This window comes from Muricoccus roseus (assembly GCF_900141905.1).
Taxonomy (GTDB): domain Bacteria; phylum Pseudomonadota; class Alphaproteobacteria; order Acetobacterales; family Acetobacteraceae; genus Roseomonas; species Roseomonas rosea.
In genome coordinates this window covers 114,530-134,083 of record NZ_FQZF01000012.1, presented here as the reverse complement: position 1 = coordinate 134,083, position 19,554 = coordinate 114,530, and the positions used below count along the sequence as shown (strand labels likewise).

Below are 19,554 nucleotides of genomic sequence, written 5' to 3'. Positions count from 1 at the left end.
GGGCGCCATGGGTACGACGACGACCGAAGCCCCGAAGACCCGCCGCGCATTGCCGCCGCTGATGTCGCTTTCCGACGCGGCGGCGGAGCGGCTGCGTGGGCTCTATGCCAAGGGGGAGGGGAAGCTGCTGCGTATCTCCGTCTCCACCAAGGGCTGCTCGGGAATGTCCTACCAGATCAACTGGGTGGATGAGGCGGGCCCGGCGGACGAGACGGTCACGGACAAGGGCGTGACCGTGCTGGTGGACCGCAAGGCGACCCTGTTCCTGATCGGGACGGTGATGGATTACGAGCGCAAGGCGATGTCCGCCGGCTTCACCTTCACCAATCCGAACGAGAAGGGCCGCTGCGGCTGTGGCGAGAGCTTCCACATCTGATGCGTGGTCCCGCGGCGCGATCGCGCCGCGGGACCGGTGAACCTCACACCACGCTCGACCATTCGGCCGGCACCAGCCGGTAGCCATTCCCCTCCTTGAGGACGGTGCCGTTCGCCGGGAAGGGCCAGTGATAGGCCACGCAGCGGATGCGGTCCGTCGCCACGCGGTCGAACACGCGGCGGCGCGTGGCCTCCGCCTGGGCCGGGTCCATGTCGAAGATGACGTGCCAACCGGGATTGGTGAGGTTGAATTCGGGGCGGCTGGTCAGGTCACCGAGGATCATCGCCTGCGCGTCGCCGTCGGAGAGATGGTAGGAGCTGTGGCCCGGCGTGTGGCCGGGCGTCTCGTTCAGGCGCAGGCCGGGCAGGATCTCCGCCCCTTCGGCCACGCGCTCGATGCGGCTCTCATAGGGCGCGAAGCGGCGGCGGACATTGGCGAAGGCAGGGCGCATCGCCTCCGGCGCGCGGCTGGCCTGGCCTTCATCCATCCAGAAGGCCCATTCCTTCTCCGGGACGATGATACGGGCGCGGGGGAAGGCGGCGTTACCCGAGCCATCCAGCAGGCCGCCGACATGGTCGCCGTGGAAATGGGTGAAGGCGACGATGTCGATCGAGGCGGGATCGATGCCGGCCGCCGAGAGATTCGCGGGCAGCTGGCCCACGCGGCTATCGGCCGCCGTCTGGGGCCCGTTGCCGGTGTCGAACATCACCGTGCCCCGGGGCGTGCGGACCACCGGCACGGTGAAGGGGTTCACGAGCTGGGCCGGGTTCAGCCCCTGGGCGCGCATGGAGGCGGTAACCTCCTCGGCCGAGGCGTTGCGGACGAAGCCCTGGGTCGGGTTGGGGCGGATCGCCTGGCCGTCATGCAGCATGGTCACGAGGTGCTGGCCGACGAGGAAGCGGTAGTAGCCGGGCGCCTGGGGCGGCACCGGCTGGGGCTGCGCCGGGGCTGGCGCCTGCGCCCGAGCCTCCCCGGCGGTCAGCAGGGCTGGGGCGGCCAGCCCGGCCGCCAGCATCGCACGTCGTTGCATCGGTCCGTTCCCTCAGGGGTAGGCCGAAGAGTTCTGGACTCCGGGCGAGAGTTCAAGGGCCGCGTGCGAGGGTGACCACCGCTTCGACCTGCGACGACCAGAGGAACTGGTCCACGCTCACGGCCGCTTCCACGCGCCAGCCCGGGGCACGGGCGAAGGCGGCGAGGTCCCGCGACAGGGCGGCGGGGTTGCAGGAGACGTAGATCACGCGGGGGATGGAGGAGCGCGCGAGGATGGCGGCCTGTTCCGCGGCGCCGGCGAAGGGCGGGTCCAGCACCAGGGCGGCGACGCCGTTCAGCTCGGCGGGCAGGAGGGGCTGGCGCACGAGGTCGCGCCGCGTGGCCTTCACCCGCGCGCCCGCCCGCCCGGCCGCTGCGGCGAGGGCCGAGACGGCCTCGGCCGCCCCCTCATAGGCTTCCACCCGGCCCCGGGCAGAGAGCGGGAAGGAGAGGGTGCCCAGGCCGGCATGCAGCTCCACGATGCGTGGCTTGCCGGGCATGCGCCGGGGCAGGCCGTGCAGGACGGCGGCGATGATGGCCGCCTCGCCCTGCGGCGTGGCCTGCAGGAAGGCGCCCGGCGCCGGCGAGACGGGGACGCCGGAGAGGCTGGTCATGACGGGGCCTTCCTGCGCCGCGACCTCGGGCGTATCGCGCGTGCCCTCCCGCGACCAGGCGATGCGCGGGATGCCCTGCGCCGCGGCGAAGGCGGCAAGGTTGGTCCGGTCCTTCGGGGCGAGGGGGGCGTCGGTCCGCAGCCAGAGGTCGGGCCCGGTCTCCAGCAGGTTCACCATGGCAGAGCCGGCGCGGTGCAGGGCTGGCAGGGTGGCGAAGAGGGCGCGCAGCGGCTCGACGAGGGCGAGGATGCGCGGCTCGACGACGAAGCAAACGGCCATGTCGAAGGGCTCGGAGGAGCCGCGGGCATGGAACCCGATGGTGATGCCGCCCGGCCCGCGGCGAACGGCGAAGTCGGCCCGGCGGCGGCTGTTGGGCGGGCTGGGCTTGGCCGCCTCGACGGGTACGTCCCGGAAGCCGGCGCGGGAGAGGGCCTCGGCGATGTGCGCCGCCTTCCAGGCCGCCACGGCGGAATCCGCCAGATGCTGCACGGCACAGCCGCCGCAGGTGCCGAAATGCGGGCAGGGCGGGGCGACGCGATCGGGGGAGGGGGTTTCGACGGCTTGGAGGACCGCCGTTCGGCCATCGCCGCGCGCCGCGCCGGGCTCGGCCTCCACCACCTCGCCCGGCAGGGCGAAGGGGATGAAGAGGGGGCGTCCCGCCTCGTCGCGGGCAATGCCGTCGCCGGCAGCGCCGAGGGCCTCGATGGTCACGCGCATGGTCTGATCCAAAAAAAAGGGCGGCCCCGAGGGACCGCCCCTTCAGAACACGATGAGGGACGGCTTAGCCGCCGAAGGCGTTCAGCCCGGTCTGGGCCCGGCCGAGGATGAGGGCGTGTACGTCATGCGTGCCCTCATAGGTGTTGACCGTCTCGAGGTTCACCGCGTGGCGGATCACATGGTACTCGTCAACGATCCCGTTGCCGCCATGCATGTCGCGCGCGACGCGGGCGATATCGAGCGCCTTGCCGCAGTTGTTGCGCTTCATCATGGAGATCATTTCCGGCGCCGCCTTGTGCTCGTCGAAGAGGCGGCCGAGGCGCAGCACGCCCTGCAGGCCGAGGGTGATCTCGGTCTGCATGTCGGCCAGCTTCTTCTGGATAAGCTGGGTCTGGGCCAGCGGGCGTCCGAACATCTTGCGCCCCATCGTGTATTCGCGGGCGCGGAACCAGCAATCCTCGGCGGCGCCCATCACGCCCCAGGCAATGCCGTAGCGGGCGCGGTTGAGGCAGGAGAAGGGGCCGGCGAGGGACTTCACGCCCGGCAGCCGGTTCTCCTCCGGCACGAAGACCTCGTCCATCATGATCATGCCCGTGACGGAGGCGCGCAGCGAGAGCTTGCCCTCGATCTTCGGCGCGGTGAGGCCCTTCATGCCCTTGTCGAGGATGAAGCCGCGCAGCACGCCTTCGTCGTCCTTCGCCCAGACGACGAAGACATCGGCGATGGGGGAGTTGGAGATCCAGGTCTTGGAGCCGGAGACGAGATAGCCGCCATCCACCTTCTTCGCCCGCGTCCGCATGGAGTTGGGGTCGGAGCCCGCATCCGGCTCGGTCAGGCCGAAGCAGCCGACATATTCGCCGGTGCGCAGCTTGGGCAGGTACTTGTCCTTCTGCTCCTCGGAGCCGAAGGCCCAGATCGGGTACATGACGAGGGAGGACTGCACGGAGAAGGCGGAGCGGTAGCCGCTGTCCACCCGCTCCACCTCACGCGAGATCAGGCCGTAGGAGACGTAGCCGACGCCGGCGCAGCCATGGCTGTCGAGCGTGGCGCCCAGGAAGCCCATCTCGCCAAACTCGTTCATGATCTCGCGGTCGAAATGCTCGCGGCGGGTCGCCTCGATGACGCGCGGGAGGAGCTTGGACTGGCAGAAGTCACGCGCGGCGTCGCGGATCATCCGCTCGTCCTCGGTGAGCTGCTCCTCCAGCAACAGGGGGTCGTCCCACACGAAGGCGCCCATCTTGGCGGCGGACTTGATCGGGGTGACGACATTCATCTCTGCGTTCCTCTTATGGGCAGTCCAGAAGGCGGCGCATCCTGCCCCAGAGGGCGCGGGACTGCCATGCCCGGGGCCCTGTTCCGGGCCATATGATGTCTATTCCTGCTTGGAGGAGGGCCGGGGTCCTCCTCCTGTCTTCGGCGGGGAGACGGTCCTGTCTCCCTGCACGATACGGGCGGCTGTCAGGCCGCCTCGGCCTCGTCGTCGCGGTGGCGCTTCGGCCGCGGCACGGGGATCAGCATGAAGGCCGGCACGGCATCGCCGAAGCCGACCACGGACGGGCCGAGGTCCTCCTGCCGATAGCGGCGCTCATCCCGGCGCGGGCGGTCGTCGCGGTCGCGGCGCGGGCGCTCGTCCCGGCTCCGGTCGTTGCGGTTCCACTCGCGAGCGGCGTCGCGGTTCACCTCCTCCAGCACCCGGTCGCCGGAGCGGCTCCCGTGCTCGCGGCGGGGCGTCTCGCGCTCCTCGCGGGGGGCACGCGCCTGGCGCTCCTCGCGCGGAGCCTCCTCGCGCGGCGCCTGCTCGCGCGGGGCCTGCTCGTCCCGGCGCCCACGGCTGCCGTCGCGGCCACCGCTGCGGGGCTCGCCGCCCCGTTCGCGGCGCGGCTCGCCACGGCCGCGCGGGCCCCGGCCCGAATCGCGGCCTGAATCGCGGCCGGCATCACGCCCGCGGGATTCGCCGCCCCGCCCCCGGCCGCGCCCACGGCCCGTGGCCTTGAGCGCCGCCTCGATATCGGCGGGATCGACAGGGTCGAGGCCCTCGATCGTCATGGGCGGGATCGGGCGGCCGGTCAGGGTCTCCACCGCCACCACGGCCTTCGCCTCATCGGCGGTCGCCAGGGTATAGGCATGGCCCTCGCGCCCGGCACGGCCGGTGCGGCCGATGCGGTGGACATAGTCCTCGGCATGGAAGGGCACGTCGAAGTTGAAGACGTGGGAGAGGCCGCCGATGTCAATGCCGCGCGCGGCGACATCCGAGCAGACGAGAAGCTGCAGCTCGTTCGCCTTGAACTTCTCCAGAGTCGCGAAGCGGACGGACTGGGCGAGGTCGCCATGCAGGGCGCCGACGCTGAAGCCGTGCTTCTTCAGGCTCTTGTAGAGGATGTCGACATCAACCTTGCGGTTGCAGAAGATCAGCGCGTTCTGCACCGACTGGCTCTTGATTAGCCGCCGCAGAGCCTCGCGCTTGTCGCGCTCCTGCACCCAGAACAGGCCGGCCGTGATGGTGGTCGCCACTGAGGCGGGGGCGGAGACGCTGATCTCGCGCGGGTTCTGCAGGAAGGCATCGGCCAGGCGCTTGATCTCGGGCGCCATGGTGGCGGAGAAGAACAGGGTCTGGCGCAGCTTCGGCAGCATCGAGACGATGCGCTCGACATCGGGGATGAAGCCCATGTCCAGCATGCGGTCCGCCTCGTCGATGACGAGGACCTTGCAGTCCGCCAGCAGGATGCGGCCGCGGTCGAACAGGTCGAGCAGCCGGCCCGGGGTGGCGATCAGCACGTCCACGCCCTTCTCGAGCACCTGCTTCTGCTCATCCATGCTTTCGCCGCCGATCAGCAGCGCGTGGGTGAGGTTCAGGTACTTGCCGTACTTCACGAAGTTCTCGGCCACCTGCAGCGCCAGCTCGCGCGTCGGCTCCAGGATGAGGCTGCGCGGCATGCGGGCCTTGGCGCGGGAGCCGGCCAGGATGTCCAGCATGGGCAGGGTGAAGCCGGCGGTCTTGCCCGTTCCGGTCTGGGCGCAGCCCAGCACGTCCCGGCCCATCAGCACGACGGGGATCGCGGCTTCCTGGATCGGGGTGGGGTGGACATAGCCGGATTCGGCCACGGCCCGGAGGATCGGATCGGAGAGGCCCAGATCCGAGAAGGTGGCGCGGGGGGCGGCCTCCTCCTCCTCGTCCTCTTCCTCCTCGTCGTCTTCCTCGTCCTCGTCGGCGCCCGCGGAGCCGGACTCGTCGAGATCGGCACCGGTCTCGCCGGTCTCCTCGCCGTCGGCGCCGGTCTCACCGGCGTCCTCGGCATCCGGGCCCGTCTCGCCCGCATCGGGGGCGTCCGAGGCGGCGAGCGCCTCGACCGGCTCGGCGGCCTCGAAGGCGGCCGGGGTTTCGGCGAAGCGGGGGGAGGTGCCCTCGCCCACGGGGTCGCCGTCGGCGGCGCCTTCGCTGATGCCGATGGGGCCGCCGTTCCCGCCCGTCTCGGGCAGGGCCTCGCGCGGGGCCTCCGGCAGGGTCGCCGGGGCCTGGGCCTCGGGGGTGGTCCCCTCGGCGTCGCTGTCGGCGGGGCGGGGCTGTTCGTGTTCGGTCAAGCGTGTGTTCCTGTGCCGCCGCCCGGCCGGTTCCGGCGGGGGCGGCGAAAGTCGGGCTGCGTCGTCAAAGGGGTCGGGCGCCGTGCGGCATGGCCGGAAGCGCCCGGCCTATGGTCCGGCGTGGCGCGGCCGCCCCTGCCTCGGGGCAGGAATCACGGCCGCGCGGCACGCAGCCGCGTGCGCGCGATATGCGCCCGCAACGTCCGGGATGCAAGGTTGAACGGCCATTCCGGGCGGTTGCGCCCGCGGTGCCGCCATGTTTGACACGCGGGATGACTGTCCTGCCCCTCCTCCTCCTGCCCGGCCTGCTCTGTGACGAGCGGCTCTGGCGGGACCAGGCGGCCGGGCTTGCCGATATCGCCGCCCCCGTGGTGGCAGACCTCACCCGGGATGACAACCTCGCCGCCATGGCGGCGCGGGCGGTGGCGGCCATGGATGGGGCGGGCGCGGCTCGCTTCGCCGTCGCCGGGCTTTCCATGGGCGGCTATGTGGCGCTGGAGGTGATGCGGCAGGTGCCCGGGCGGGTGGAACGCCTCGCGCTCTTCGATACCTCCGCCCGGCCGGACACGCCGGAGCAGTCACGCCAGCGGAAGGGGCTCATGTCGCTCACCCGCTCCGGCCAGTTCCGGGGGGTCACGCCGCGGCTGCTTCCCCGTCTCCTGCACCAGGATCATCAGTCCGGGCCGCTGGCCGCCGAGGTGATGGCCATGGCCGAGCGCGTCGGGCGCGACGCCTTCCTGCGGCAGCAGTCAGCCATCCTCGGGCGGCCCGATTCGCGCGGCGACCTCCGCTGCATCGCGGTGCCCACCCTGGTCGGGGTGGGGGAGGCGGATATCCTCACCCCGCCGGAGCTGGCGGAGGAGATGGCCGAGGCCATTCGGGGAGCCGTGCTGCGGCGTGTGCCGGGCTGCGCGCATCTCCAGCCCATGGAAGCGCCGGAGGTCGTGACCGCGATGATGCGGGACTGGCTGGGCTGAGGCCTTCCGGCCGCCGCCGGGCTTTCCCATCTCGGCGACATGACCGAGCTCAGACGCCTTTTCCTGGCGGCGGCGCTGGCGGCGTTGCCCTTCCTTTCCACCGCACCGGCCGAGGCACAGGTGACCTTTGGTTTCGGGTTCGGGCCAGCCTATCCGGTCTATCCCGCCTATCCCTACCCGTATCCCTACGCCTATCCCGTGCCACCGCCGGCCTGGACCGTGCCGCCCTATCCGGCCTATGCGCCGCCGCCGGTAGTAGTGGTGCCGCCCCGGCCTCCGGGGCAGACCTGCTATGCCGGCGCCTATATCTGCCCGCTCGACCGCACGCTCTCCGCCGGGGATGCCTGCGGCTGCCCGGCGCCGAATGGCGGACGGGCCTGGGGCCGGGTGGGCTGACGCCCCGGCCGCTGTTCTGAAACCAGGGGCCTGGCGGGCCGCTTCCCTCCCGGACAGGGACGACGCCATGCCACGTGATTCGAACAACGACCCGGATGCGGGCGAGATCATCGTCGACCCGCGCGAGGCCGCACGGGCGGCGGGACTACGCTATGTCAGCGATTCCAGGCCCGGCATCACCCGTGAGCCCCGGGGGGAGGGCTTCGTCTATCGCGACGCGTCGGGCGCGGAGATCAAGGACGAGGCGGTGCTGGAGCGAATCCGCTCGCTGGCCATCCCCCCGGCCTATGCGGATGTGTGGATCTGCCCTTTGGCGAACGGGCATATCCAGGCCACGGGGCGGGATGCGCGCGGGCGCAAGCAGTACCGCTACCACCCGCGCTGGCGCGAGACGCGGGACGCGACGAAATACGAGCATATGGCGGAGTTTGCGGCGGCCCTGCCGGCCATCCGCGCGCGGGTGGCGGCCGATCTCGGCCGCAAGGGGCTGCCGCGGGAGAAGGTGCTCGCCACCATCGTGCGCCTGCTGGAGACGACGCTGATCCGCGTGGGCAATGACGACTATGCGAAGGAGAACGGCTCCTTCGGCCTGACCACGCTGCGCAACCGGCATGTGAAGGTGGAGGGCGGCACCATGCGCTTCGCCTTCAAGGGCAAGAGCGGCAAGACCTGGAAGCTGGGGGTGCAGGACCGGCGCGTGGCCAAGGTGGTGCGGGACTGCCAGGACCTGCCGGGGCAGGAGCTCTTCGCCTATACGGATGAGGACGGAACACCGCATGACGTCACCTCCGGCGACGTGAACGAATACCTGCGGGAGATCACCGGGCGCGAGATCACGGCCAAGGACTTCCGCACCTGGGCCGGCACGGTGATGGCCGCTCTGGCGCTGCGGGAGTTCGAGACCTTCGACAGCCAGGCGGCGGCCAAGCGGAACATCCGGGCGGCGATCGAGCAGGTTTCCTCGCGCCTCGGGAACACGCCGACCGTCTGCCGCAAGTGCTATGTCCATCCCGACCTGCTGGAGGGCTACATGGCCGGGCAGCTCGCGCTGGAGATCGCCGAGGCGGCCGATGAGGAGCTCCGCGAGGAGATGGAGAGCCTGCGGCCGGAGGAGGCGGCGGTGCTGGCCCTGCTCGCCCGGCTGAAGACGGTGAAGGCGCCGCCCGCACCGAAGCGGGCGGCGGCGAAGGCCCGGCAGAAGAAGGCCGAGCGGGCCGGCGCGGAGGCCAGCCCCTAGCAGCCCCTAGCAGCGCCTACAGCACGAAGTCGGCGTGCTGGAGGGTGAGGTGGCCCTTGATGAGGATCTGGAAGTCGGCCCTGGCATCGCCGTTCACATCACCTTCGACGATGGTGTTCGAGCCCGCTGTGATCTGGTGCAACTGGCCCGCCTGCTTGGTGAAGCCGCCGGTGCCGAGGAAGGTGAAGGCCTGGTCCAGCTCGGCGCCCTCCACCGCCTGGAGGGCGGAGAGGTTGATCCGGTCCTCACCCGAGACGAAATCGCTGATGAGGTCGCGGGACGCGCTGGCGAGGCTGTCCGCGAGGCTCTGGAACAGGAAGCTGTCCTCGCCGGCGCCGCCGGTCAGGGTGTCCTGGCCAAGGCCGCCGACCAGGATGTCGATGCCATCCGCGCCGATGACGCGGTTGGCGAACTCGTTGCCCGTGAGCATCAGCCCCGCTGCTTCGGGATTCGCGCGCAGCACCTCGATCTCCTGGCCGCTGGCCAGGGCGTAGCTGACATAGGCGATGACCGTGTCCGTGCCGCCCCCCGCGGCCTCGATCACCTGGTCCCCCGCGTCATTCACGTGGAAGCTGTCATTGCCGAGACCCCCGGCGAGCACGTCCTCCCCGGCGCCGCTGACGAGCCAGTTGGCCAGCTCGTTCCCGGTGAGGGTGATGCCGGACGCCCCGGCATTGGCGCGGATGACCTCCACGGCCTGGCCGGCGCCCAGGGTCCAGCCCGTGCTCGCCCAGACCACGTCGCCGCCGGCGCCCGCCTCCTCGCGCAGCTCGTCGCCCGCATTGTCGACGAAATAGGTGTCGTTGCCCGCGCCGCCGAAAAGACGGTCCGCCCCGCCGGCGCCGTCCAGCGTGTCGTCGAAGGCGCCGCCGGCCAGGGTCTGGTCCGCGTTGGTGCCCGAGCGGTTCACCGCCGTGTCGGGCGCGCGGCCATAGATGATGTAGGCCGCGCCGCTGCCCGCGCCACCGAGGCTGGAGGCGTTCGCGCCGACGGCGAGATCGTCGAACCCGTCGCCGTTCACGTCCCCGGCCGAGGAGACGGACAGGCCGGCCATGTCGCCGGGCTGCTCGCCCCCGAGACGGAAGCCGTTCGTCCCGTCCAGCGTACCGAGATCCACGACCGGGAAGCTGAAGGCCTGGCCGAAGACCACATAGGTGCTGCCGAGCAGGAAACCGCCGCTCGGGCCTGGCGCACCGATCAGGAGGTCGTCGAAGCCATCACCGTTGACGTCCCCGGCGGAGGCGACCGAGGTGCCCGCCGCGTCGAAGGAGAAGGGCGCGCTGATGGAGAAGCCGTTGAGGCCCAAGAGGGTGGCCGGCGGCAGATCCGCGAGGAAGCTGCCCGCATGGCCGAGCACGACATAGGCGGCGGTGGGGTTTCCGCCTTGTGCGACCGGGCGGCCGACGATGATGTCGTCATATCCGTCGCCATTCACGTCGCCCGCCGAGGCGACGGAGGTGCCGAGCCGGTCCCCGGCCGCGGCACCGGGGATGCGGAAGCCGTTCGTGCCATCCAGCCCGCTGAACAGCATGTCGGACGTGAAGCCACTCGCGCGCCCGAAGAGCACATAGGCCGCGCCGCTGCCCGAATCGCTGCCGAGGCCATTGGGTGCGCCGATTAGGAGGTCGTCGAAACCGTCCCCGTTCACATCCCCCGCCGAGGAGACGGAGGCTCCGGTCCGGGAGAAGGGGGTGGCGCCGTTGATGCGGAACCCGTTCGTGCCATCCAGGCTGTCCAGGGACAGATCGGCCGGCATGCCGTCGGCCGTGCCGAAGACGACATGGACGGCGCCGAAGGGCAGGCCGATCCAGGTGGCATCCGGGGCGCCGATGATGAAGTCGTCGATCCCGTCGCCATTCACGTCCCCGGCGGAGGAGACGGACTGGCCGGCGCTCGAGGAGGGCTGGCCGAGGATGCGGACGCCGTTCGTGCCGTCGAGCGAGGCGAGGTTCACCGAGGGGTCGAAGGGGCCGGCCTGGCCGTAGATGACATAGGTCGCGCCCGTCTGCCCCAGCGTGCCCGGCGCGCCGATGAGGATGTCGTCGAAGCCGTCGCCGTTGATGTCGCCGGCCGAGGAGACGGAGCTGCCCGCGAGGAGGCTGCCCCCGCCGCCATCGACGCGGAAGCCGTTGGTGCCATCGAGCGTGGCCAGGGAGAGGTCGGCCGGCGGGCCGCCCTGGCGGCCGAAGACGATGTAGGCCGCGCCGGCCCCGCCATTCGCCCCGAGCGCACCGATCAGGATGTCCTCCAGCCCGTCGCCGTTCACGTCTCCGGCGGAGGCGACGGAGCTGCCGGCGCGGTCGCCGGCGAGGGCCCCGGCGAGCCGGAGGCCCGTCGTCCCGTCCAGCGCGCCGAGGGTGATGAGCGATGGATACTGAGCCATGCGCGTGTTCCTCCTCACCGCTGACCCGGCGCCGGCCGGTGCGGTGCTTGTGCGGGGCCAGGCTGACGGAGGCCGGGCGGATGCGGAGGGGGGGGCGCGCGGGCCGGCCGGGAGCCAGGTATCGCGATCGCCCCGGGCATCCTCCCTGGGCCGGGAGCCTGAAAAGCCAAGTCCATCGCTTTGCTGCGGGCGAAATTCTCCGTCAAGATACAACCTGGGCGCGAAACAATGATGTTTCGTGCCCAGATCGAAGGGCGGGCGGATCAGCCCCTCGGGCGCTCGCTGTCCATATGGGCCAGCTGGGCTTCGGGGTAGCGGGCGCCAGCCGCGGCGCCGGGCGGGATGGCGGCTTCGATGGCCGCCAGGGCCGCTTCGTCCAACGCAACGGAGAGGGCGCCCAGGGCTTCCTCCAGCCGGTCGCGACGGCGGGCGCCGACCAGCGGCACGATGTCGGACCCGCGCGAGGCCACCCAGGCGATGGCGATCTGCGCCGGGGTCACCCCGCGCGCTTCGGCGACCCGGCCCAGTGCCTCGGCCAGGGCCAGGTTGCGGTCCAGGTTCTCGCCCTGGAAACGCGGGGAGAAGGCGCGGAAGTCGCCGCCCGCATTCGGGTTCTTCGACCAATGCCCGCTGATGAGCCCGCGGGAGAGCACGCCATAGGCCGTGACGCCGATGCCCAGCTCGCGGCAGGTGGGGAGGATGTCCTCCTCGATCCCGCGGGAGAGGAGGGAGTACTCGATCTGCAAGTCGCTGATCGGGTGGACGGCATGGGCGCGGCGGATCGTCGCGGCGCCGACCTCGGAAAGGCCGATATGGCGGATATGGCCCTGCTTCACGAGCTCGGCCATCGCGCCGACGCTCTCCTCGATCGGCACGTCCGGGTCGAGCCGCGCGGGGCGGTAGATGTCGATGTAATCGGTGCCCAGGCGGCGGAGGGAATAGGCGACGAAGTTGCGGATGGCGGCGGGGCGGGAATCATAGCCGTTCCATTCCCCGTCCGGGCCGCGCAGGGCGCCGAACTTGACGCTGATGGCGAGGCTTTCGCGCGGGAGGCTGCGCAACGCCTCGCCGATCAGCATCTCGTTGTGGCCCATGCCGTAGAAGTCGCCGGTGTCGAGCAGGGTCATGCCGCGCTCCACCGCCATGGCGATGGTCGCGAGACCCTCCGCACGGTCGGCCGGGCCATAGAGGTCGGACATGCCCATGCAGCCGAGGCCGAGGGCGGACACGAGGGGGCCGGTGCTACCGAGGCGGCGCTGTTCCATGGGAGGGCTCCTTTCCAGAGGGGGTGGCCCGGATATGCGCTGACGCCGGCCCAGGCTTAATCCCGTATGATCTGCATGAGCTGTTCGGGACTCGCGAATGATCAGGGCGTCGCTGGAGGATCTGGAGCTGCTGGAGGCGGTGGCGCGGCATGGCAGCTTCCGCCGCGCCGCGACGGAACTGCGCATCTCCCCCTCCAGCGCCACGGAGCGCATTCGGGCTCTGGAAGACCGCGTGGGAGCGCGGCTCCTCAACCGCACCACGCGCAGCGTGAGGACAACCGAGGTCGGGGCCGGGCTCCTGGCACGGCTACGCCCGGCCCTGGGCGAGATCGCCGCCGCGCTGGACGCGGCCGGGGAGGGGGCGGCCGCCGTCTCTGGCCTCCTGCGGATCAATGCCCCGCCGCCAGCCACCCAGCTCGTCCTCGCCCCGCTGATCACCCGCTTCGTGCCTCTGCATCCGCGGGTGGTGATGGACGTCACCTCGGAGAGTGGCTTCGTGGATATCGTGAGCGCCGGCTACGATGCGGGCGTGCGCTACGGTGAAAGCCTGGCCCGCGACATGATCGCGGTGCCGCTGGGCGGCACGCAGCGCTACGTTGTCGTCGCCTCCCCCGCGCTGATCGCGAGGACGGGCCGGCCGGCCGAGCCGCAGGCCCTGCTGCGCCTTCCCTGCATCCGCACGCGCTTCGGCAACGGCACCATGCTGCCCTGGGAGTTCGAGCGGGACGGTGAGGTGGTGACGATCCGGCCGGAGGGACCGCTCATCACGACGGATGCGCAGCTCGGCATCGCGGCGGCCATCGAAGGCCTGGGTTTCTACGTCACCTTCGATGGCTGGGCCCGGCCGGCGCTGGAGGCCGGGCAGCTGGTGACGGTGCTGGACGACTGGCTGCCGCCCTTCGACGGGCCCTTCCTCTACTACCCGTCCCGCCGTCACATGCCGGCCGCGCTGCGGGCCTTCGTGGATTTCGTGAAGGGGAGCCCTGGCACTCCCCGGTAGGAAAGGCGGAGGTCTTGCCGTTGAGGGCTCCGCCCTCACGCGCCAAGGGCCTGAGGCCCTTGGAACCCCGTCTGACTGCCCTGGATGCTCCGGATCGGTAGGGTCTCTGGTGAGGGGGCTCTTGCAGTCGCCTCGGGTCCATGACCCGAGGCGCACCGTCAGCCCCGTGATTCCAAACTGATAGAAAAGATGATGGTGAGGGGCCCGGGGAGAGGAAGAATTCTTTCTTCCTCTCCCCGGGACAAACCAACAGATCAGAACAGAAGCCCCGCGGCATGAGCGCCACTTTCCGTCCGGGCCCGGGGCTGGCAGAAGCTTCCGCGACCCGTCGCGGAGAGCCTTCATGGTCCATGCCCCCGAGCGCCCGGCCCCCGGCGCGCCGCCTGTCCGCATCAACCTTTATTCGGACACGCAGACCCGCCCCACTACGGCGATGAAGGCGGCGATGATGGAGGCCGAGGTCGGGGATGAGCAGCATGGCGACGACCCCACTGTCCATCTGCTCTGCGACCGGATGGCGGCCTTGCTGGGCAAGGAGGCGGCGATGTTCCTGCCCTCCGGCACCATGTGCAACGTGGTCGCCATCAACACCCATTGCCGGCCGGGCGACGAGGTGCTGGCGCATGAGACCGCGCATATCCTGAGCAGCGAGGGCGGCAGCCACGCCGCGGTCGCGGGGGTGCAGATCCACCCGTTGCGCGGTGAGCGCGGGATGTTCGATGCGGCGGCGCTGCGGGCCGCCATCCGGGGGCACGGCCGTTATTCGCCGCCCCAGACGCTGCTCGAGATAGAGCAGACGGCCAATATCGGCGGCGGCGCCGTCTGGCCGCTGAACACCTTGACCGAGCTGACGGGCATCGCGCGGGAGCAGGGCTGGGCGACGCATATGGACGGCGCGCGGCTGATGAATGCCTGCGTCGCCTCCGGCATCCCGGCCGCGGAGATGTGCGCGGGCTTCGACACGGTGTGGCTGGACTTCACCAAGGGGCTTGGCGCGCCGCTGGGTGCCGTGCTGGCCGGCTCCAGTGAATTCATCGGCCGTGCCTGGCGCTGGAAGCAGCGCCTCGGCGGCTCGATGCGCCAGGCCGGCATCTGCGCGGCCGCCTGCCTCTACGCGCTGGACCACCATATCGACCGGCTGGCGGAGGACCATGCGAATGCCCGCAGCCTGGCGGCGGGGCTGGGCCAGATTCCCGGCATGACGGTGCAGGAGCCGGAAACGAACCTGGTCTATTTCGACCCGGCCGGCGCCGGGATGGGGGCAGGGGAGCTGCAGGCCGCGCTGCGCGCCGAGGGGATCGCCGTCAGCGCACTGGGTGGGCGCCTTCGCGCCTGCACCCATCTCGATGTCGAGGCGCCGATGATTGGGGCGACGCTGGAGGCTATCCGCCGCCTGCTGCGCGCCTGACGCCGGGCTCGGCGCCGTCCTCGCCCAGGAGGCCGCCGAGCGCGCCGGTCTCGATCCGGTAATAGGTCCGGCTCAGCACGCGTCCGCCGATGCCATCATAGAGGCGGCGTGCGGGCAGGTTCAGGGAGTCCGTGGTCCAGTCGAGGGCGCAGAATCCCCCCTCGCGCACCAGCTTCGCCGCACCGGTAACCAGGGCGCGGCCGGTGCCCCGGCGGCGTGCGCGCGCCGAGACGAAAAGGTCCCGGATATAGAGGGAGTGGCGCAGCTCGGCGGCCGGGAGCATTACGTTCAGCACGCAGGAGCCGATCGCAATGCCGTCCTCGAGGGCCAGCAGCGTGCGGGGGTTGAAGCCTTCCGGCGGTAAGGAGCAGAGGAGACGCGCTGCCTCCAGCGCGTCCGCCTCCGTCACCGGAGCGCCGTAATGGGCCTGCATCTCGCCGAGCAACGCCGCGAGGCCTTCCGCATCGGAAGGCCCGGCGGCACGGACGATGGAGGTCATGCCACTTGGGCTCGGAACTGCCGCGCTCGGCGCAGGCCATGATTCACCCTTGGGCACTTGTGCATCCCCATTCTCCAGCAGCCTCAATCGCGTGACCCGCCCGGCTACCTGATGCGACCGGTGCATCATCATAGCGGGCAGGATGGTGCGATAGATGCAACACATGCGGGCAAATGCGCCACACCTACACGGGTTGCCCTGTTTCGTGCTGCGCTACCTCGTGAGCGGTTCGGCCATTCTCATGGTAGACTGAACCGCTTCGGCAACGGTGGCGGCCCGCACCTCCGCCCGGTCGCCCGGAAAGAGGTGCCGGCGCACCTCCGTCGGCATGCCGCGCCGGGCCACGCCGATATAGACGAGGCCGACCGGCTTCTCGGCGCTGCCGCCTCCGGGGCCGGCGATGCCCGTGACGGCAACCGCGATGTCGGCGCCGGCCGCATGCAGCGCACCGGACGCCATCCGCTCGGCACAGGCTTCGGACACCGCGCCGACAGTGGAGAGGATCTCCTCCGGCACGCCGAGCAGGCGAGTTTTCATCCCGTTGGAATAGGTGACGAACCCGCCGAGCACGACATCCGAGGAGCCGGGCACGGCGGTCAGGGCGGCGGCGATCAGCCCGCCCGTGCAGGACTCCGCGGTCGCGACGGTCAGGCCGCGGGACCGGAGCAGGTCGAGGAGGGCGGCGGCGCTTTCGAGGGTGGCGGCGGGCAGCATCAGTGCGGCAGCCCCAGGGCCCGCAGGGCCAGAAGCGCCGCGGCCGCCAGCAGCCCGGCCAAGATGTCGTCCAGCATGACCCCGAGGCTCCCCTCCATCCGGTCGGCCCAGCCGATCGGGCCGGGCTTCACGATATCCAGCGCGCGGAACAGCGCGAAGCCCAGCAGGACCCACCAGCCCGAGGCATCCGGCGGCAGGGCGGCGAGCGCGAGGCACTGTCCGGCCGCTTCATCCACCACCACCCAGCCCGGATCCTCCTGCGCCTCCGGCAGGCGGGAAACGGCCCAGAGGCCGGCGACGGAGAAGCCGACGCCCAGGGCGAGGCACCACCAGGGACCGAGCAGGGCCGCCGGCAGGACCAGGGCGGAAGCCCAGGTGCCGGGTGCCGGCCTCAGCCGCCCGAGGCCGCCAAGGCTCAGCACCGCCGTCGGGAGGTTCATCAGGGAATGCGGTCCAGGAAGTCATCCACGGGCCGGACCAGCTCCGGCTCCTCCAGCGTGGGGGCATGGCCCGCGCCGGGCAGGGTGACCAGTTCCAGGTCGGGCTTGTCGCGCACCATCTCGCGGACCGTCTCGGCGGAGAGGAACTCGCTGGCCTCGGCCCAGATCAGCATGGCGGGGATCGGCCGCAGCCCGCGGAATGCATTGCCCAGATCGGGCGCGCCGCCTCCGGCTTCCATGGCCTGCTGGATCCGCGTGTCCCAGCGGGGATGGAGGAGCCCGTCCTCGCCTTGCTTGTAGGTCAGCGCGGCGAAGCGGCGCCAGGCGGCATCATCGGGCAGCGGCACGCGCGGCATGATGCCGCGGAGATAGGCGACCGCATCGTCGATCCCGGCGAAGCCCGGGTCGTGCCCGGCGAAGCCGCCGACCAGTTCCAGGCCGCGAGGGTCGATCCGCGGCCCGATGTCGTTGAGCACCGCCGCCCGCATCAGCGTCGGCCGGAGGATCGACAGCACCATCGCCATGAGGCCGCCGAAGGAGGTGCCGACCACCACGACCCGCGGCAGGTGCAGCGCCGTGCAGGCGTCGAGGATATCCCCCGCCGCCCGTTCCGGCCGGTAGCGCGACAGCTCCGCCGCGCGGGCGCTGTCGCCATGGCCCATGTAGTCGAGCGCGACGACGCGGCGCTTGCCGGCATGGCGCTCGGCCAGCAGCTCGTAGTCCCAGGCGGTGCGGCAGATGCCGGGCAGGCAGAGCAGGGGGGTGCGGCGCTCGTCCCCGGCCCAGTCCAGTGCATTCAGCAGCAGCCCGTCGCGGGCGGCGACGCGGCGCGTGATGGGCCTCAAGGCGTGGTCATCCAGGGCTTCAGGGGGTGGGTCATGCCGGCGGTCGCCGCGTCGCGCGCCCGGTACACCACCGCATTCTCCACCACCCGCTGCACGTAGTTGCGCGTTTCGGAGAAGGGGATCAGCTCGATCCAGTCGATCACGTCCACGCCGCCTTCGCCCGGCATGCCATAGGTGCCCAGCCATTCCTGCACCCGCCCGGGCCCGGCATTGTAGGCCGCCGCCGCCAGGGCGAGATTGCCGCCGAAGCGTGTCATCTGGTCCGCCAGGTATTGCGACCCCAGCCGCATGTTGTGCGTGGGGTCGCTGGTGAGCCAGCCGACCTGATGGGCCATGCCCAGCTTCCGCGCGACGCCCGCGGCCGTGCCCGGCAGGAGCTGCATCAGCCCGCGCGCATTGGCCGAGGAAACGGCCTCCGGGTCGAAGTTGCTCTCCTGGCGGGCGATGGCGTTGACGATGGCCGGTTCCAGCACGCCGGAAGGGGCGGCGTAGGGGGCGGGCCAGCCCTCCGGCAGCAGCATCACCCCATCGGCCCCCGCGCGCCGCGCGATCCAGACCGCGTGGTCCGGCCGGCCGAGCGCCATGCCGAGCCGGGCGATCAGGACACGGTCGGCCGAGTCGGGGGAGAGTTCCTCCATCCGCAGCAGGAAGATGCGCGCCCGGCGCTGGTCGCCGAGATCGGCCAGCGCCGCCGCCGCCGCGGCCAGCTCCCGGCCGAGGAAGAGGCGCTGGGCCTCCTCGCTCGGCTGGGGCGGGGCGATGGCTCGGATGCGGGCGGAAAGCCGGGCCTCGTCCTCGCCCAGGGCGAGTGCGGCGAGTTGGCCGTAGAAGGCCGTGCCCAGCAGGGCCGCCTCGCCATAGCGGGCGCGGGCGCGCGCGGCATCGGTGGGGGCAAGGGCGCGCCCTTGCCAATAGGCGGCGCGGGCGCGGGTGATCACGCTGGCGCTGTTGTCGCCCAGCAGGGCGAAATGCCGGGTGGCGAGGGCCGGCTCGTTCAGCCGGCGGAGTGCGATCCAGCCGGCCAGGAACTCCGCCTCCAGCCTCGGCTCACCCTCGGCCTGCCCGTGCTGCGCGGCGGTCTGGTAGGCGAGCCGGTCCTGGCCGAGGCGGATGAGCTTGCGGGCGAGGATCTGGCGTTCCGCCCAGATCGCCTTGGCGGCCTCGGCCGGCAGGTCTCGCTGCAGGGGCGCGGCGGTGGCCCAGACCGCGGCGGCTTCGGCATCCCTGTCCTGCCGGCGGAGCTGGCGCGCGCTGGCGGCCAGGAGGCCGAGGTCGTTGCCCTCGATCACCGGCCCCGCGCGTTCGCTGGCGACCGCAAGGCGGGTATCGGCCAGCGCGCGCTGGGAGGCATCCAGCCAGTTCGCGGCGCGGGCGGCGTCGCCCAGGTCCCGGGAGAGGAAGAAACGGTCGAAGCGGCGCCAGCGGTCCTCGGCGGTCAGGATGGCGGCGTTGCGCTCGGCGAAGCCCCCCTCGGCCGCGGCATCCCCGAAGCCGCCTGCCCAGGCGGCGCGCAGGATGGCGGTGGCGCGGGCGGCATCGCCGGTGCGCGACAGGGCGTCGGCGTGGCGCTGCGCCCCATCCAGGGTAATAGCCGGGTTGCGGGCGAAATGGGCCAGGGCGCGGGCATCGTCCGGGTCGCTGGCCAGCGCCTCCTCGGTCCGGCGGTTCAGGGTGAGCGGCAGGGGCCAGTCCGGGTTCTCGGCCACCCAGGCTGCCAACTCGGCTCCGGTCCCCTGGCCGCGTTGCTGGAGCCGCAACCAGAGCGCGATCTTCCGCACGAGGGGATCGGCCTGCATGGCCGCGGCCTCGGCGGCGACATGTCGGCCGCCATTGGCAAGGGCCAGCGCGGCCCGCCCGGCGGTGCGCTGCGTCTCGTTCGCCCAGGGCTGCGCCTGGGCCGGCGCGACAGTCTGGCCGGCCAGGCCGAGGCCGAGCAACAAGGCAAGGCGCGGCACGGTACGGATGGAGAGGGCCGTCAGGGGCATGGGCTGGCTCCGGCGGTGGCGCCGCAAACTCGGGCCGCGCCGCGATGCTGGCAAGCCCTTGCCTGCCCCCCATGCCGGCTTCGCCCTTGT

At 71.6% G+C, this 19,554-nt stretch carries 17 protein-coding genes; 6 read left to right on the top strand and 11 right to left on the bottom strand.

Translation table 11 applies throughout. From position 1 onward, the window contains the following. The first annotated feature begins 7 nt into the window (after positions 1-7). The gene (locus BUB97_RS11980; protein ID WP_073134977.1) at positions 8-376 is read left to right on the top strand and encodes a HesB/IscA family protein; all 369 of its coding nucleotides are present in this window, start codon (positions 8-10) and stop codon (positions 374-376) included. Between the two features lie 43 nt (positions 377-419). Here the strand turns inward: BUB97_RS11980 and BUB97_RS11975 are convergent, their stop codons facing one another. From BUB97_RS11975 to BUB97_RS11960, 4 genes are all read right to left on the bottom strand, one after another. Then, positions 420-1,406 (bottom strand): MBL fold metallo-hydrolase, encoded by a 987-nt coding sequence (locus BUB97_RS11975; protein WP_073134975.1) that lies wholly within the window; start codon positions 1,404-1,406, stop codon positions 420-422. A gap of 52 nt (positions 1,407-1,458) precedes the next feature. Continuing rightward, positions 1,459-2,736, bottom strand: a complete 1,278-nt coding sequence (locus tag BUB97_RS11970) for a class I SAM-dependent RNA methyltransferase (RefSeq protein WP_073134973.1) — start codon at positions 2,734-2,736, stop codon at positions 1,459-1,461. 64 nt (positions 2,737-2,800) lie between these two features. Further along, positions 2,801-4,009 (bottom strand): acyl-CoA dehydrogenase, encoded by a 1,209-nt coding sequence (locus BUB97_RS11965; RefSeq protein WP_086062137.1) that lies wholly within the window; start codon positions 4,007-4,009, stop codon positions 2,801-2,803. Between the two features lie 185 nt (positions 4,010-4,194). Beyond that, positions 4,195-5,868 carry a DEAD/DEAH box helicase gene (locus BUB97_RS11960; RefSeq protein WP_408906133.1) on the bottom strand — a complete coding sequence of 558 codons (1,674 nt, stop codon included), beginning with the start codon at positions 5,866-5,868 and terminating at the stop codon, positions 4,195-4,197. 719 nt (positions 5,869-6,587) lie between these two features. On the opposite strand from BUB97_RS11960, the gene BUB97_RS11955 reads away from it, so the two are divergent. From BUB97_RS11955 to BUB97_RS11945, 3 genes are all read left to right on the top strand, one after another. Beyond that, positions 6,588-7,292 carry an alpha/beta fold hydrolase gene (locus BUB97_RS11955; protein ID WP_073134971.1) on the top strand — a complete coding sequence of 235 codons (705 nt, stop codon included), beginning with the start codon at positions 6,588-6,590 and terminating at the stop codon, positions 7,290-7,292. A gap of 39 nt (positions 7,293-7,331) precedes the next feature. After that, positions 7,332-7,688 (top strand): hypothetical protein, encoded by a 357-nt coding sequence (locus BUB97_RS11950; RefSeq protein ID WP_073134969.1) that lies wholly within the window; start codon positions 7,332-7,334, stop codon positions 7,686-7,688. A 67-nt stretch (positions 7,689-7,755) separates the two neighbouring features. Then, positions 7,756-8,925, top strand: coding sequence for a DNA topoisomerase IB (locus tag BUB97_RS11945; RefSeq protein WP_073134967.1), 1,170 nt, complete (start codon positions 7,756-7,758; stop codon positions 8,923-8,925). 16 nt (positions 8,926-8,941) lie between these two features. Here BUB97_RS11945 and BUB97_RS11940 read toward each other — a convergent pair whose 3' ends face one another. Continuing rightward, complete coding sequence (locus tag BUB97_RS11940; protein ID WP_073134965.1) at positions 8,942-11,308, bottom strand: M10 family metallopeptidase C-terminal domain-containing protein; 2,367 nt, start codon at positions 11,306-11,308, stop codon at positions 8,942-8,944. Positions 11,309-11,571: 263 nt separating this feature from the next. Then, positions 11,572-12,573, bottom strand: coding sequence for an aldo/keto reductase (locus BUB97_RS11935; RefSeq protein WP_073134963.1), 1,002 nt, complete (start codon positions 12,571-12,573; stop codon positions 11,572-11,574). A 97-nt stretch (positions 12,574-12,670) separates the two neighbouring features. Here BUB97_RS11935 and BUB97_RS11930 point away from each other — a divergent pair, with 97 nt between their 5' ends. Both BUB97_RS11930 and BUB97_RS11925 read left to right on the top strand, forming a co-directional pair. Then, entirely contained in the window at positions 12,671-13,573 is a 903-nt protein-coding gene (locus tag BUB97_RS11930; protein WP_073134962.1) for a LysR family transcriptional regulator, read from the top strand. A 343-nt stretch (positions 13,574-13,916) separates the two neighbouring features. Then, positions 13,917-14,981 (top strand): threonine aldolase family protein, encoded by a 1,065-nt coding sequence (locus BUB97_RS11925; RefSeq protein ID WP_073134960.1) that lies wholly within the window; start codon positions 13,917-13,919, stop codon positions 14,979-14,981. On the opposite strand, the gene BUB97_RS11920 is transcribed toward BUB97_RS11925, so the two are convergent. The 5 genes from BUB97_RS11920 to BUB97_RS11900 all read right to left on the bottom strand — a co-directional run bounded on the left by BUB97_RS11920 (position 14,956) and on the right by BUB97_RS11900 (position 19,464). Then, positions 14,956-15,480: a GNAT family N-acetyltransferase gene (locus tag BUB97_RS11920; protein ID WP_073134958.1), complete on the bottom strand. Its 525-nt coding sequence runs from the start codon at positions 15,478-15,480 to the stop codon at positions 14,956-14,958. The genes BUB97_RS11925 and BUB97_RS11920 overlap by 26 nt on opposite strands. Before the next feature lie 213 nt (positions 15,481-15,693). Continuing rightward, the gene (locus tag BUB97_RS11915; protein WP_073134956.1) at positions 15,694-16,194 is read right to left on the bottom strand and encodes a CinA family protein; all 501 of its coding nucleotides are present in this window, start codon (positions 16,192-16,194) and stop codon (positions 15,694-15,696) included. Further along, entirely contained in the window at positions 16,194-16,634 is a 441-nt protein-coding gene (locus BUB97_RS11910; RefSeq protein ID WP_073134954.1) for a phosphatidylglycerophosphatase A family protein, read from the bottom strand. The genes BUB97_RS11915 and BUB97_RS11910 overlap by 1 nt, the downstream gene beginning before the upstream one ends. Continuing rightward, positions 16,634-17,479, bottom strand: coding sequence for an alpha/beta fold hydrolase (locus BUB97_RS11905; RefSeq protein ID WP_073134952.1), 846 nt, complete (start codon positions 17,477-17,479; stop codon positions 16,634-16,636). Before BUB97_RS11905 ends, BUB97_RS11910 begins: the two co-directional genes overlap by 1 nt. Next, positions 17,476-19,464, bottom strand: a complete 1,989-nt coding sequence (locus tag BUB97_RS11900; RefSeq protein ID WP_086062134.1) for a lytic transglycosylase domain-containing protein — start codon at positions 19,462-19,464, stop codon at positions 17,476-17,478. The genes BUB97_RS11905 and BUB97_RS11900 overlap by 4 nt, the downstream gene beginning before the upstream one ends. Positions 19,465-19,554: the final 90 nt, after the last annotated feature.

What these genes read in the sequence shown, in the direction of transcription:
- BUB97_RS11965 (WP_086062137.1), bottom strand. Translation starts at nt 4,009, where the DNA reads ATGAATGTCGTCACCCCGATCAAGTCCGCCGCCAAGATGGGCGCCTTC.
- BUB97_RS11910 (WP_073134954.1), bottom strand. Translation starts at nt 16,634, where the DNA reads ATGAACCTCCCGACGGCGGTGCTGAGCCTTGGCGGCCTCGGGCGGCTG.
- BUB97_RS11970 (WP_073134973.1), bottom strand. Translation starts at nt 2,736, where the DNA reads ATGCGCGTGACCATCGAGGCCCTCGGCGCTGCCGGCGACGGCATTGCC.
- BUB97_RS11955 (WP_073134971.1), top strand. Translation starts at nt 6,588, where the DNA reads ATGACTGTCCTGCCCCTCCTCCTCCTGCCCGGCCTGCTCTGTGACGAG.
- BUB97_RS11940 (WP_073134965.1), bottom strand. Translation starts at nt 11,308, where the DNA reads ATGGCTCAGTATCCATCGCTCATCACCCTCGGCGCGCTGGACGGGACG.
- BUB97_RS11945 (WP_073134967.1), top strand. Translation starts at nt 7,756, where the DNA reads ATGCCACGTGATTCGAACAACGACCCGGATGCGGGCGAGATCATCGTC.
- BUB97_RS11925 (WP_073134960.1), top strand. Translation starts at nt 13,917, where the DNA reads ATGGTCCATGCCCCCGAGCGCCCGGCCCCCGGCGCGCCGCCTGTCCGC.
- BUB97_RS11915 (WP_073134956.1), bottom strand. Translation starts at nt 16,194, where the DNA reads ATGCTGCCCGCCGCCACCCTCGAAAGCGCCGCCGCCCTCCTCGACCTG.
- BUB97_RS11920 (WP_073134958.1), bottom strand. Translation starts at nt 15,480, where the DNA reads ATGACCTCCATCGTCCGTGCCGCCGGGCCTTCCGATGCGGAAGGCCTC.
- BUB97_RS11935 (WP_073134963.1), bottom strand. Translation starts at nt 12,573, where the DNA reads ATGGAACAGCGCCGCCTCGGTAGCACCGGCCCCCTCGTGTCCGCCCTC.
- BUB97_RS11930 (WP_073134962.1), top strand. Translation starts at nt 12,671, where the DNA reads ATGATCAGGGCGTCGCTGGAGGATCTGGAGCTGCTGGAGGCGGTGGCG.
- BUB97_RS11980 (WP_073134977.1), top strand. Translation starts at nt 8, where the DNA reads ATGGGTACGACGACGACCGAAGCCCCGAAGACCCGCCGCGCATTGCCG.
- BUB97_RS11900 (WP_086062134.1), bottom strand. Translation starts at nt 19,464, where the DNA reads ATGCCCCTGACGGCCCTCTCCATCCGTACCGTGCCGCGCCTTGCCTTG.
- BUB97_RS11975 (WP_073134975.1), bottom strand. Translation starts at nt 1,406, where the DNA reads ATGCAACGACGTGCGATGCTGGCGGCCGGGCTGGCCGCCCCAGCCCTG.
- BUB97_RS11950 (WP_073134969.1), top strand. Translation starts at nt 7,332, where the DNA reads ATGACCGAGCTCAGACGCCTTTTCCTGGCGGCGGCGCTGGCGGCGTTG.